Source organism: Pseudomonas sp. AC247, from assembly GCF_979258015.1.
This window is the reverse complement of the sequence record NZ_OZ409829.1, coordinates 4,576,800-4,590,586: the sequence shown is the minus strand read 5'-3', so window position 1 is coordinate 4,590,586 and position 13,787 is coordinate 4,576,800. Positions and strand designations below refer to the sequence as shown.

Genomic DNA, 13,787 nt, shown 5'->3' with positions numbered 1-13,787 from the left:
CGTACACCTGTAGGAGCTGCCGAAGGCTGCGATCTTTTTTGCAATCCCTGATCGGGAAACAACGTTCATGTCGCAAACCCCACCTCCCGCCCAACCCGCCTACGTCCTGCACAGTCGCGCTTACCGCGAAACCAGCGCGTTGGTCGATTTCCTCACGCCACAAGGTCGGCTGCGGGCGGTGTTGCGCAGTGCGCGGGGCAAGGCCGGGACCTTGGCGCGGCCGTTCGTGTCGCTGGAAGTCGAGTTCCGTGGCAAGGGTGAGCTGAAGAATGTCGGGCGCATGGAAAGTTCGGGCACCTCAGCCTGGCTCAATGGCGAGGCGCTGTTCAGCGGGCTCTATCTCAATGAACTGCTGATCCGTTTGCTCCCCGCCGAAGACCCGCACCCGGGCGTATTCGATCACTACGCCGCGACCTTGCTGGCGTTGGCCGAAGGCCGTCCGCTGGAGCCGCTGCTGCGTTCCTTCGAATGGCGTTTGCTGGATGATCTCGGTTATGGCTTCTCGCTGAACACCGATATCCACGGCGAACCGATAGCCGAAGACGGCCTCTATCGCCTGCAAGTGGATGCCGGCCTGGAGCGCGTTTTTCTGCTGCAACCCGGCCTGTTCAACGGCGTCGAATTGCTCGCCATGGCCGAAGCCGACTGGACTGCACCGGGCGCACTCTCCGCAGCCAAGCGCCTGATGCGCCAGGCACTCGCCGTTCACTTGGGTGGCCGTCCTCTCGTTAGTCGCGAGCTGTTTCGCAAGCCCTAAGGGTCTGTTTACGTCTGGACGCGGCGCAACGGGCGCTGGCTGCGCGCAGGGCTGCGTTGCTCGGAACTCATTTGGCGCAACCAAACTTCGTTCCTCGCGCCTTGCCCTGCACTCAGCCAGCATCCCGTTGCCGCCGCGCCCAGACGTAAACAGACCCTTCACCGTGTATGCTGTGCGCCGAATCTTTTTCTTCAGGAGCGCGCACCCGTGACCACCAGCAATCGCATTCTTCTTGGCGTGAACATCGACCACGTCGCCACCCTGCGTCAGGCCCGTGGTACGCGTTATCCGGACCCGGTCAAGGCGGCGCTGGACGCGGAAGAGGCGGGCGCTGATGGCATCACTGTTCACCTGCGTGAAGACCGCCGGCACATTCAGGAGCGCGATGTGCTCTTGCTTAAAGACGTGCTGCAGACCCGCATGAACTTCGAAATGGGCGTCACCGAAGAAATGATGGCGTTCGCCGAGCGTATCCGTCCGGCGCACATCTGCCTGGTGCCGGAAACCCGTCAGGAACTGACGACCGAGGGTGGTCTGGATGTAGCGGGGCAGGAAGAGCGGATCAAGGCTGCGGTTGAGCGTCTGTCGAAGATTGGCAGCGAAGTGTCGCTGTTCATCGATGCTGATGAGCGGCAGATTGCAGCGTCGAAGCGCGTTGGCGCACCGGCGATCGAACTGCACACCGGGCGTTATGCCGATGCTGAAACGCCGACGGAAGTGGCTGAAGAACTGCAGCGCGTTGCGGATGGCGTGGCGTTTGGTCTGGCGCAGGGGCTGATCGTCAATGCCGGTCATGGCCTGCACTATCACAACGTTGAGGCGGTGGCGGCGATCAAGGGGATCAACGAGCTGAACATCGGCCATGCGCTGGTGGCGCATGCATTGTTCGTTGGCTTCAAGTCCGCAGTGTCCGAGATGAAAGCGCTGATTCTGGCTGCAGCTCTGAAGGGTTAAGATCAAGAGATCGCAGCCTTCGGCAGCTCCTGCATTGGAATGTGTATCCCTGTAGGAGCTGCCGAAGGCTGCGATCTTTTGCTTTAAAGCGGGGCAGGTTCTTGAGCAGGTTTTGACTTGTCGATGGCCGGCACATGCAAATTGCCTTCAGCCACTTGGTCGCCCTCAAGCTGCGGCTGCGTCACCCAGGTCAGAATGTCGTAATAACGACGAATGTTCGCCACAAAATGCACCGGTTCGCCGCCCCGGGCATAGCCGTAACGGGTTTTGCTGTACCACTGCTTCTGCGACAGGCGCGGCAAAATCTTCTTCACGTCCAGCCACTTGTCCGGGTTCAACCCTTCCTTGGCCGTCAGTTTGCGCGCGTCATCGAGGTGACCGCTGCCGACGTTGTACGCCGCCAGGGCGAACCAGGTGCGATCCGGTTCCTTGATCGAATCGTCGAGCTGATCCTTCATATAAGCCAGGTATTTCGCCCCGCCCATGATGCTCTGCTTCGGATCGAGGCGGTTGGACACGCCCATCGCCTGCGCAGTGTTCTGGGTCAGCATCATCAGCCCGCGCACGCCGGTCTTCGAGGTGACGGTCGGTTGCCAGAGCGATTCCTGATAACCAATGGCCGCGAGCAAGCGCCAGTCGACTTTCTCTTTCTTTGCGTAATTCTTGAAGTGCTGTTCGTACTTCGGCAGGCGCTGCTGCAAGTGCTGGGCGAAGGTCGTGGCGCCCATGTAGCCAAGCACGTCGACGTGGCCGTAATAGCGGTCTTTCAGGCGTTGCAGGGTGCCGTTCTTCTGCACCTTGTCCAGATACGCGTTGATTTCGTTGAGCAGGCTGTTGTCTTCGCCCGGGCCTACCGCCCAGCTTTGGCTACGCGCATCGCCGAGGTCGAAGGCGACGCGGATGTTGGTGAAATACACCTGGTTCATCGCCACTTCGTTGGAGTCGACCAGGGTCAGGTCAATCTGACCTTCATCGACCATGCGCAGCAGGTCGACCACTTCAACCGCGTCGGACTCTTCGTATTCGATGCCGGGAAATTTCTTTTTCAGCTCCGCCAGTTGTTCGGCGTGGGTGCTGCCCTTGAGCACCATGATCTTCTTGCCGACCAGATCACCCGGGTCGGTTGGCCGCGACTGACCATTGCGATAAATGATCTGCGGGGTGACTTCAAGGTAGGAATGCGAGAACCGCACCTGCTGCTTGCGCTGCTCGCTGCTGACCAGGCCGGCGGCGGCCAGCACCGGGCCGTTGGGTTTGCCGATCTGATTGAAAAGGTCGTCGAGGTTGTCGGCGGTCTCGATTTTCAGTTCGACACCCAAATCGTCGGCGAAACGCTTCACCAGCTCGTATTCGAAGCCGGTTTCACCGCTGCGATCCTGAAAGTAGGTGGCGGGGCTGTTGCGTGTAATCACGCGCAGCACACCATCCTCCTTTATGCGCTCCAGCGTGTTGGGTTTATCAACACAGCCACTGAGCATCAGGAAGAGTCCGGTTGCGATCAGCCATTTGGCGTACCGCGGACGCAAAGCCGTTGGGAAAAACATCTGCGCAGTATACGCAAACGGCTGCGGGCGCCATATCTCGACAGCGCAGGGCCAGTCTGCTAGCGATCACAAAACCGCACGAAACCCCTTGGAAACGGGGCTTCGCGGCTTTTTGTTACAGTAAAAATAAGCGGCCTCTGTATAGCCGATTTACCTGACTCTGGAGTCGGAAACACAGATTGATACCCGAGTGCAACCGTGCGTAGCGTTTCGGGTGATGTTGAGGGCGGTTTAGGCTAGAATGCACGGCCTCAAAGCACACCCCTTCCCGAGGCTGTCCCGAAGATGTTGATCCTGCGCGGCGCTCCTGCCCTTTCTGCCTTTCGCCACAGCAAACTCCTTGAGCAACTGAGCCAGAAGGTTCCAGCTGTCAGTGGCCTGTATGCTGAATTCGCTCACTTCGCCGAAGTCACCGGCGACCTGACCGGCGACGAACAGCAGGTGCTAGCGCGCCTTCTGAAGTACGGTCCAAGTGTTCCGGTTCAAGAGCCGACCGGCCGTCTGTTTCTGGTGTTGCCGCGTTTCGGCACCATCTCGCCATGGTCGAGCAAGGCCAGCGACATCGCCCGCAACTGCGGCCTGAGCAAGATCCAGCGTCTGGAGCGCGGTATTGCCTTCTACGTTGCCGGTCAGTTCAGCGAAGCCGAAGCCCAGCAGATTGCCGACGTGCTGCATGACCGCATGACCCAGATCGTGCTGGCCAACCTCGAACAGGCCGCCGGTCTGTTCAGCCACGCCGAGCCGAAGCCACTGACCGCGATCGACATCCTCGGTGGCGGTCGCGCCGCGCTGGAAAAAGCCAACACCGAGCTGGGCCTCGCCCTGGCTGAAGACGAAATCGACTATCTGGTCGACGCCTTCAATGGCTTGAAGCGCAACCCGCACGACATCGAACTGATGATGTTCGCCCAGGCCAACTCCGAGCACTGCCGCCACAAGATCTTCAACGCCAGTTGGGATATTGATGGTGAGAACCAGGAAAAAAGCCTGTTCGGCATGATCAAGAACACCTACGTGATGCACAGCGAAGGCGTTCTGTCGGCTTATAAGGACAACGCCTCGGTGATCGTCGGCAACGTTGCCGGCCGTTTCTTCCCGAACCCTGAGACCCGCCAGTACGGCGCGGTGCAGGAGCCGGTGCACATCCTGATGAAGGTTGAAACCCACAACCACCCGACCGCGATTGCTCCGTTCCCGGGCGCATCGACCGGTTCCGGCGGCGAGATCCGTGACGAAGGTGCAACCGGCCGTGGCGCCAAGCCAAAGGCTGGCCTGACCGGTTTCACCGTATCGAACCTGCAGATCCCGGGCTTCGAACAGCCGTGGGAAGTGCCGTACGGCAAGCCTGAGCGCATCGTTACCGCCCTGGACATCATGATCGAAGGCCCGCTCGGTGGCGCTGCGTTCAACAACGAATTCGGTCGTCCGGCCCTGACTGGCTACTTCCGTACCTTCGAACAGTCGATCACCACCCCGCACGGTGACGAAGTTCGTGGTTACCACAAGCCGATCATGTTGGCCGGCGGCATGGGCAACATCCGCGAAGAGCACGTCAAGAAAGGCGAGATCGTCGTAGGCTCCAAGCTGATCGTCCTCGGCGGCCCGGCGATGTTGATCGGTCTGGGTGGCGGCGCGGCTTCCTCGATGGCCACCGGCACCAGCTCGGCGGATCTCGACTTCGCTTCCGTACAGCGTGAAAACCCTGAGATGGAGCGTCGCTGCCAGGAAGTCATCGACCGTTGCTGGCAACTGGGTGACAAAAACCCGATCAGCTTCATCCACGACGTCGGCGCGGGCGGTCTGTCCAACGCTTTCCCGGAACTGGTCAACGACGGCGACCGCGGTGGCCGTTTCGAACTGCGCAACATTCCAAACGACGAGCCGGGCATGGCCCCGCACGAAATCTGGTCCAACGAATCCCAGGAACGTTACGTTCTGGCGGTAGGCCCGGAAGACTTCGCGCTCTTCCAGGCGATCTGCGAACGCGAGCGCTGCCCGTTTGCCGTAGTGGGCGAGGCGACTGCCGAGCCGCAACTGACCGTGACCGACAGCCACTTCGGCAATAACCCGGTGGACATGCCACTGGAAGTATTGCTGGGCAAAGCCCCGCGCATGCACCGTTCGGTGGTTCGTGAAGCCGAGCTGGGCGATGACTTCGATCCGTCGAACCTCGACATCAGCGAGTCCATCGAACGCGTTCTGCATCACCCGGCCGTGGCGAGCAAGAGCTTCCTGATCACCATCGGCGACCGCACCATCACCGGCCTCGTGGCCCGTGATCAAATGGTCGGCCCATGGCAGGTTCCGGTGGCTGACGTTGCCGTCACCGCGACCAGTTTCGACGTTTACACCGGTGAAGCGATGGCGATGGGCGAGCGCACTCCGCTGGCTCTGCTGGACGCTCCGGCGTCGGGCCGCATGGCCATCGGCGAAACCCTGACCAACATTGCCGCGTCGCGCATCAACAAGATCTCCGACATCAAACTGTCGGCGAACTGGATGTCCGCTGCCGGCCACCCGGGCGAAGACGCGCGTCTGTACGACACCGTGAAAGCGGTCGGTATGGAACTGTGCCCTGAGCTGGGCATCACCATTCCGGTGGGCAAGGACTCGATGTCCATGGCTACCCGTTGGAACGACAACGGCGAAGAAAAAACCGTGACCTCGCCGATGTCGCTGATCGTGACCGGTTTCGCGCCAGTGGCTGACATCCGTCAGACTCTGACCCCGGAACTGCGTATGGACAAGGGCACCACCGACCTGATCCTGATCGACCTCGGTCGCGGTCAGAACCGTATGGGTGCTTCGATCCTTGCACAGACCCACGGCAAGCTCGGCAAACACGCACCGGACGTCGATGACGCCGAAGACCTGAAAGCCTTCTTCGCGGTGATCCAGGGCCTCAACGCCGACGGTCACCTGCTGGCGTACCACGACCGTTCCGACGGTGGTCTGCTGACCTCCGTGGTGGAAATGGCCTTCGCCGGCCACTGCGGTCTGAGCCTGAACCTCGACGGTCTGGCAGAAACCACCGCCGACATCGCCGCGATCCTGTTCAACGAAGAACTGGGCGCAGTGATCCAGGTTCGTCAGGACGCCACGCCAGACATCCTCGCGCAATTCAGCGCGGCCGGTCTGGGCGACTGCGTGTCGGTGATCGGTCAGCCGATCAACAATGGCCAGATCAACATCACCTTCAACGGTGACACCGTTTTCGAAGGCCAGCGTCGTCTGCTGCAACGTACCTGGGCTGAAACCAGCTACCAGATCCAGCGTCTGCGCGACAACGCCGACTGCGCCGAACAAGAGTTCGACGTGCTGCTGGAAGAAGACAACCCGGGCCTGAGCGTCAAACTCAGCTACGACGTCAACCAGGACATCGCCGCGCCTTACATCAAGAAAGGCATTCGCCCACAGGTTGCCGTACTGCGTGAGCAGGGCGTCAACGGTCAGGTGGAAATGGCCGCTGCGTTCGACCGCGCCGGTTTCAACGCGATCGACGTGCACATGAGCGACATTCTCGCTGGCCGCGTTGATCTGAATGAGTTCAAAGGTCTGGTGGCGTGCGGTGGTTTCTCCTACGGCGACGTGCTCGGCGCCGGTGAAGGCTGGGCCAAGTCGGCACTGTTCAACAGCCGTGCCCGCGATGCGTTCCAGGGCTTCTTCGAGCGTAACGACAGCTTCACCCTTGGCGTGTGCAACGGTTGCCAGATGATGTCCAACCTGCACGAGCTGATCCCGGGCAGCGAGTTCTGGCCGCACTTCGTGCGTAACCGCTCCGAGCAGTTCGAAGCGCGTGTGGCGATGGTGCAGATCCAGGAATCGAACTCGATCTTCCTGCAGGGCATGGCCGGTTCGCGTATGCCGATCGCCATTGCTCACGGTGAAGGTCACGCCGAGTTCTCCAGCGAAGAGGCACTGCTGGAAGCCGATCTGTCGGGTTGCGTGGCGATGCGTTTCGTCGATAACCATGGCAAGGTCACCGAGAAGTATCCGGCTAACCCGAACGGTTCGCCGCGCGGGATTACCGGTCTCACCAGCCGTGATGGCCGTGTGACGATCATGATGCCGCACCCGGAGCGTGTGTTCCGTGCCGTGCAGAACTCGTGGCGTTCGGAGGACTGGAACGAGGACGCACCTTGGATGCGTATGTTCCGTAATGCACGCGTTTGGGTTAACTGATCGTCGTGTATAAGCTGGCGTTTTTTGTTCCTGACAGTCATGTCGAGGTGGTCAAAGGGGCTGTGTTCGCTGCCGGTGGTGGGCGGATCGGTGACTATGACCACTGTGCCTGGCAGGTGCTTGGGTCTGGCCAGTTTCGACCTTTGGACGGCAGTCAGCCGTTTATTGGTGAGGCGGGGCAGATTGAGCGGGTTGAGGAATGGAAGGTTGAGCTGGTGGTGGCGGATGAGTTGATTGTTGCTGTTGTGGCGGCTTTGAAGCTTAGTCATCCCTACGAGACGCCGGCTTATGAGGTGTGGCGGCTGGAAGATTTCTGATCTTCCTGGCGGCTGAAACGGGAAACCCGCAGATGAGTGATTGTCTGCGGGTTTTTTGTTGCCCCCGATTTGCTTTTCTGTAGGAGTGAGCCTGCTCGCGATGGCGCCCTGACAGGCGACCATGCTCTGTCTGGCTGAGTGAATATCCGATTCTTCGGGCGCTGCGGCTGACGGTTCCGCCCTTACGGCGGGTCACTTTTGACAAACGCCTCAAAAGTAACCAAAAAGGCTTGCCCCAACGTTCGGCCCGCTCGCTAAAGCTCGGGGTTCCTTCGCTCCGGGATCCATCCGGGCGCATCGCCTCCGGTTTGCTCCGCTGCACCTCCTCTCGATGCATTTGGCTGCGCCAAACGGTCGCTGCGCTCCCACCCCCGGATAAATCCCTCCACTCAGCCTGCCGACGGGGCCTGTGGATCAAGATCAAAAGCTGCAGCCGAGCTTGCGCTCATCCTGTTGAGTGGTGAGGAGCGCGGCGCGTTCGGCTTCTGCCCTTGTAGGAGCTGCCGCAGGCTGCGATCTTTTGATCTTGCTGTCGTAGGAGCTGAGCTTGCTCGCGAAGGCGTACTGCCAGCCGACCTGTTTCTTGCAGGTGTACCCAATCCAACTGTAGGAGTGAGCCTGCTCGCGATAACAACCTCACAGCAACCAATCACCCGCACCTGTACTCAATCCCTGTGGGAGCCTGGCTTGCCAGCGATGGCGGCCTGACACCCAACCAATTTCTGTCTGAATACATCAGGTCAAAACTGTGGGAGCCAGCCTGCTGGCGATGGGGTCAGTCCAATCACCAAAGAATCTGAGTCTGTTTAGGTTTGTGTAGAAATAGCAGAACCTTCCCACAAGGTTTTCAGGTTGTACGTCGGACGCCCGCTCTCTAGTCTTTGCCTGTCGCTGCCAATTCAGCGACCGGGCGTGAGATCCCCGGAAAGCTTGCAACTAGCGCCAACACTACGATAATTGGCGCCAGCTCAATCTGCTGCCTGTGTTATGGCGGCTGTGTGCGGGCAGACTTCGGTCTGGCCGGTTGCCTGCTCCGGTGGATCTCACCCTGCACATAGCTGCCACCTCTTCGCCGCGTGAGATCCGGCGAACGATGGCATCCTCACTTGCAGTAGCAGGAGTTGAATTTTGGACAAGCTAATCCCAGATCCACCCCCCGAAACCATTACCCCACTCGAAGCCGCCATCCACGCCGAAGACCTCGCCAAAAACCGCGAAGCCATCAAACGCGCCCTCGATTTTTACCTCAGCCCCGAACCCGCCAAACCCCGACAACCGAGCACCATGTTCCTCGTCCACCCCAGCGTCGACACCGAAAGCCTGCTCGCCCACGCCTGTGAATCGTTGGCCTCAGCAAATGCCATGGCCAGCAACTTCGCAACCGAGCTAGGCGGCTTGCAACGCAGCACCGCACTGGCCATCCAGCAAATCATCATGCTCGCCGAACTCGCAGTAAACCGGGCACTGGATCGAGTCGATCCACAAACCTGACGACCGCGTCATCATTCATCGCCAGCAGGCTGGCTCCCACAAGGTCGTGCACAATTTTGAGAACAGTGAAGAACCTGTGGGAGCCTGGCTTGCCAGCGATGACGGCCTGATTCTTCGGATAGATAGCTTCCCTGTAGGAGCTGTCGAGTGAAACGAGGCTGCGATCTTTTGCTCTTGCTTATGATTGTAAAAAAGCAAAATCAAAAGATCGCAGCCTGCGGCAGCTCCTACAGGGGTAATGTGTAGGGTCAGACCTTGGCGCTGACCTCACTTCGGTTGACCAGGCTTTCAAGCGCCCCGCTCAAACTCGCCGCCTTATCCCCCACCAGCAAATGCCAGACCCCGCCATCCAACTGGCTGACACCGTGACAACCCAGATCCTTCAACTGCGCCTCGGACAACGCCTTGCCATCCGCCAATTGCAGGCGAATCCGTGTCATCGCAATGCAATCCAGTTGCAGCACATTGTCGCCGCCGCCCAACGCGTTCAGCCATTGCTGCGCCTCGGAACCGGCAACGGCCACAACTTTCGGCTCATCAACAACAGCGGTTTCAACCAAAACAGCACGCCCCAATGCAGGCATCGCCAGACGAATCTCATCCGCAATGCTGTCCGCCATCGGCCCGACCACCACCTGCAAACTGCCGCCCTTGCCGGGGCGCACAACCGCCATCGCACCCAGCGCTTTCAGATCAGCATCCGAAGCCTTGTTGCGATCAACCATCTCCAGCCGCAACCGCGTGGTGCAGGCGCCAACCGTCAGCAGATTTTCAGCGCCGCCCAATGCCTTGATGTAAGCACTGGCCCGTTCGTTCTCAGTCAGTACGGCTTTTTCGCTAACAGTCACATCCTCACGCCCCGGCGTTTTCAGATTGAAACGACGAATGCAGAAATCAAAAACGAAGTAGTAGATCACCGCGTAAGCCAACCCAACCGGGAACACCAGCCAACCATTGGTGGACTTGCCCCAGCCGAGAATCATGTCGATAAAACCGCCGGAAAACGTGAATCCCAAGTGAATGTTCAGCGCGTTGGTAATCGCCATCGACAACCCGGTCAGCAGCGCATGCAGCAGATACAGCAGCGGTGCGAGGAACATAAAGGCGAATTCAATCGGTTCAGTCACCCCGGTCAAAAACGAAGTCAGCGCCATCGACAGGAAAATCCCGCCCATGACTTTGCGGCGTTCCGGCAGCGCATTGCGGTACATCGCCAGACACGCCGCCGGCAGGCCGAAGATCATCATCGGGAACATGCCGGTCATGAACTGGCCACCCTTCGGATCGCCGGCGAAGTAGCGCGACAAGTCGCCAGTCACCAGTGCACCAGTGGTTGGGTCGGTGAAGTTGCCGAACACAAACCACGCCATGTTGTTAAGGATGTGGTGCAGGCCGGTGACGATCAGCAGGCGGTTGAACACGCCAAACACGAACGCGCCGATGCTGCCGCTTTCCATCATCAAGGCGCCGAAGGCGTTGATGCCGTGCTGGATCGGCGGCCAGATGTAGCCGAACACCACGCCCAGACCGACCGCTGCGAACCCGGTGACAATCGGCACAAACCGCCGGCCACCGAAGAACGCCAGATACTCCGGCAACTTGATGTCCTTGAAGCGGTTGTACAGCGCGCCAGCCATCAGGCCGGCGACGATGCCGGCGAGCATGCCCATGTTGATGGTCGAGTCGAGCACCTTCAGCGTTGAGATCATCACCAGGTAACCGATTACCCCGGCAAGGCCGGCGGTGCCGTTGTTGTCCTTGGCGAAACCGACGGCGATGCCGATGGCGAAGATCATTGCCAGGTTGGCGAAGATCACTTGGCCGGCATCGTGGATGATCGCGATGTTCAGCAGGTCAGTGTCACCCAGACGCAGGAGCAGGCCGGCAATCGGCAGGATCGCGATCGGCAGCATCAGCGCGCGGCCGAGGCGTTGCAGGCCTTCGATAAAGAGTTGATACATGGCGTTTGTCCTTGTTGTTTTTGTTAGCGCAGTGGCCAATGTTGATGACAGGCGTGGCGCACGGCGGCGGCGCTGCTCAGCTTGAGCAGGTCGCGGCTGAGGCGCTGGCATTCGGCTTCGTGCACCTGGCGCACGCGATCCTTGATTTCACCGATTTGCACCGGGCTGACCGACAGTTCGGTGACGCCCAGACCGATCAACACTGGCGTGGCCAGCGGATCAGAGGCGAGGGCGCCGCAGACGCCGACCCAACGCTTGTGCACCGCCGCGCCTTCGCAGGTCATGGCGACCAGGCGCAGCAGCGCCGGGTGCAGGGCGTCGACGCGGGCGGCCAGACCGGCGTGATCGCGATCCATGGCCAGGGTGTATTGCGACAAATCGTTGGTGCCGATGGAGAGGAAGTCAGCGTGTTCGGCGAGTTGTTCGGCCTGTAATGCGGCGGCGGGGACTTCGATCATTACGCCGATTTCTGGACGCTGAGCGATGTTCATCTCCAGGCACAGCGCTTCTACGCGCTGGCGAATGTGCAGCAGTTCGTCGACTTCGGTAACCATTGGCAACAGGATTCGGCAGCGACGCAGCGGGCTGACTTGCAGCAGCGCACGCAGTTGCTGATCGAGGATTTCCGGGCGGGCCTGAGCCAGACGAATGCCGCGCAGGCCGAGCACCGGGTTGGCTTCGATCGGCAGCGGCAGGTAGTCGAGTTGCTTGTCGCCGCCGACGTCGATGGTGCGGATGATGACTGACTTATCGCCCATCGCATCGATCACAGCTTGGTAGGCGCTGCGTTGCTCTTCCACGTCCGGCGCGGTCTGCCGATCGACGAACAGAAACTCGGTGCGTAGCAGACCGACGCCATCGGCGCCGTTGGCAAAGGCATCTGCCGCTTCAGCGCTGGAGGCGACATTGGCGACGACTTCGATGTGCACGCCATTTCGCGTTTCTGCTGGCAAGTGAGCATTGGCCTGCTGCGCGTCGCGAAGTTGCTGGCGATCGATTTGCGCCTGTTGAACTTCAGCCAAACGATCGGCATTTGGTGTCAGTTCGAGACGTCCACCGTCAGCGTCGAGCACTACTGATTGGCCTTGCGGCTGATCAAGCAACGCCGAACCCAGTGCAACCATGCACGGCAGACCTTTACCGCGAGCGAGTATCGCCACGTGTGAAGTCGCGCCACCCTCGGCCATGCACAAACCGGCGACGCCTTGCGTGCTGAGTTGCAGCAGATCCGAGGGGGTCAGTTCATGCGCCGCGACAATGGCGCCTGCAGGCACATCGTAATTCCACGCTTCACCGAGCAACGCACGCAGCACGCGTTGTTTGAGATCGCGAAGATCGTTGGCGCGCTCAGCCAGCAGCGCGCTGCCGGTGTGTTGCAAGACTTCGCACTGCACGTCGATCGACTGGCTCCAGGCGTGAGTCGCCGCAGTGCCTTGTTCGATGGATTGCTGTGCCGCGTCGAGCAGCGCCGGGTCTTCCAGCAACGCCAAATGCGCGGCGAAGATTGCTTCTTCATCGGCATTCTTGTGCTTCTTCGCTTGGGCGAGGGTGCCTTCGATTTCGTCGCGCACTTGCGTCAGCGCGGATTCAAAAATCTGCTGCTGTTGCAGCGGGTCATGATTGCCCGTATCCGCCGGCAAACTGATCGCATTCAAACGGAATAGCGGTCCACCGACCAGTCCCGGCGCGGCGCAGACACCGTGCAACACACCTGCCTCGGCCGGGCGCTTAAGAGGGGCAATACTGACCGGTGCCGCGGCGTGATGATCATCCGGCAGGGCAGTCGCCAGCGCCGTGAGCAACGCTTGCAGCGCCGCTTCAGCATCCGGCCCCTGACAGCTGACCTGCACTTCATCCTGTTCGCCAACCGCCAATCCCATCAAACCGATCAGGCTGTTGCACGGCGCCGATTTGCCGGCGAAGTGCAGTTGCGACTGGCTCTTGAAACCTTGCGCGGTCTGCCGAATCAGCGCTGCCGGGCGCGCATGCAAACCACCGCGATGAGCCACCAACACATGACCCTGAACCTCTGGCCCACCGACGACTTCGGCGCTCGCTGCCGAGCCATTGCGCGCCACAATGTGCAGCAACGGTTCGCCGACTTTCACCGCCTTCAGCGTAATCGGACGTACCTGAAAATCCTGGCTGTTGGTCAGAATCAACAGGCTGACAAGGCTTTTGCATTGCTGGCCGACCTTGTCCAGATCATAGCGCAACAACGGCTGGCCCTGAGTCACGCGACCACCTTCCTTGACCAGCATCGAGAAACCTTCGCCGTTCAGTTCAACGGTGTCGAGGCCCAGATGCAGGAGAATTTCCGCGCCGTTGTCGGCACGCACGGTGAGTGCGTGGCCGGTGCGGGCGACGTGGATGATCACCCCGGCGCACGGCGAGTACAGCGTGTCGTTGATTGGGTCGATGGCGATGCCGTCACCCATTGCGCCGCTGGCGAACACCGCGTCCGGGACTTTGGCGAGCGTGAGCACCGGGCCGCTGAGCGGGGCGCTGAGGGTCAGCTCTTTATTGTTGTTGTGCATGGCTCGGTCTCATCGGTTAAATCTCGGTTCGATATCCCCTGTAG

Annotated in this window: 8 protein-coding genes; 5 read left to right on the top strand and 3 right to left on the bottom strand. The window is 60.3% G+C overall.

All coding sequences use genetic code 11. The annotated features are described in order from the left end of the window. The first annotated feature begins 67 nt into the window (after nt 1-67). Nucleotides 68-757: a DNA repair protein RecO gene (recO, locus tag ACZZ0B_RS20930; protein ID WP_158831734.1), complete on the top strand. Its 690-nt coding sequence runs from the start codon at nt 68-70 to the stop codon at nt 755-757. Nucleotides 758-964: 207 nt separating this feature from the next. Then, nucleotides 965-1,711: a pyridoxine 5'-phosphate synthase gene (gene pdxJ / locus ACZZ0B_RS20925; protein ID WP_008083632.1), complete on the top strand. Its 747-nt coding sequence runs from the start codon at nt 965-967 to the stop codon at nt 1,709-1,711. 83 nt (nt 1,712-1,794) lie between these two features. On the opposite strand, the gene mltF is transcribed toward pdxJ, so the two are convergent. Beyond that, entirely contained in the window at nt 1,795-3,255 is a 1,461-nt protein-coding gene (mltF, locus tag ACZZ0B_RS20920) for a membrane-bound lytic murein transglycosylase MltF (protein WP_081500510.1), read from the bottom strand. Nucleotides 3,256-3,540: 285 nt separating this feature from the next. Here mltF and purL point away from each other — a divergent pair, with 285 nt between their 5' ends. From purL to ACZZ0B_RS20905, 3 genes are all read left to right on the top strand, one after another. Further along, entirely contained in the window at nt 3,541-7,437 is a 3,897-nt protein-coding gene (gene purL, locus ACZZ0B_RS20915; protein ID WP_463546151.1) for a phosphoribosylformylglycinamidine synthase, read from the top strand. 5 nt (nt 7,438-7,442) lie between these two features. Next, a complete protein-coding gene (locus ACZZ0B_RS20910) occupies nt 7,443-7,754 on the top strand; it encodes an NGG1p interacting factor NIF3 (RefSeq protein ID WP_463546150.1) in 312 nt (103 codons plus the stop codon). Between the two features lie 1,128 nt (nt 7,755-8,882). Beyond that, nucleotides 8,883-9,245, top strand: a complete 363-nt coding sequence (locus ACZZ0B_RS20905; protein ID WP_129389562.1) for a DUF6124 family protein — start codon at nt 8,883-8,885, stop codon at nt 9,243-9,245. A 248-nt stretch (nt 9,246-9,493) separates the two neighbouring features. On the opposite strand, the gene nagE is transcribed toward ACZZ0B_RS20905, so the two are convergent. Together nagE and ptsP are read right to left on the bottom strand one after the other, a co-directional pair. Continuing rightward, nucleotides 9,494-11,206 carry an N-acetylglucosamine-specific PTS transporter subunit IIBC gene (gene nagE / locus ACZZ0B_RS20900; protein WP_463546149.1) on the bottom strand — a complete coding sequence of 571 codons (1,713 nt, stop codon included), beginning with the start codon at nt 11,204-11,206 and terminating at the stop codon, nt 9,494-9,496. A 23-nt stretch (nt 11,207-11,229) separates the two neighbouring features. Then, nucleotides 11,230-13,743: a phosphoenolpyruvate--protein phosphotransferase gene (gene ptsP / locus ACZZ0B_RS20895; RefSeq protein WP_463546148.1), complete on the bottom strand. Its 2,514-nt coding sequence runs from the start codon at nt 13,741-13,743 to the stop codon at nt 11,230-11,232. Nucleotides 13,744-13,787 lie beyond the last annotated feature (44 nt).

Excerpts from the sequence above, each read along its gene's own strand:
- purL (WP_463546151.1), top strand. The coding sequence starts at position 3,541 with ATGTTGATCCTGCGCGGCGCTCCTGCCCTTTCTGCCTTTCGCCACAGC.
- mltF (WP_081500510.1), bottom strand. The coding sequence starts at position 3,255 with ATGTTTTTCCCAACGGCTTTGCGTCCGCGGTACGCCAAATGGCTGATC.
- nagE (WP_463546149.1), bottom strand. The coding sequence starts at position 11,206 with ATGTATCAACTCTTTATCGAAGGCCTGCAACGCCTCGGCCGCGCGCTG.
- recO (WP_158831734.1), top strand. The coding sequence starts at position 68 with ATGTCGCAAACCCCACCTCCCGCCCAACCCGCCTACGTCCTGCACAGT.
- ptsP (WP_463546148.1), bottom strand. The coding sequence starts at position 13,743 with ATGCACAACAACAATAAAGAGCTGACCCTCAGCGCCCCGCTCAGCGGC.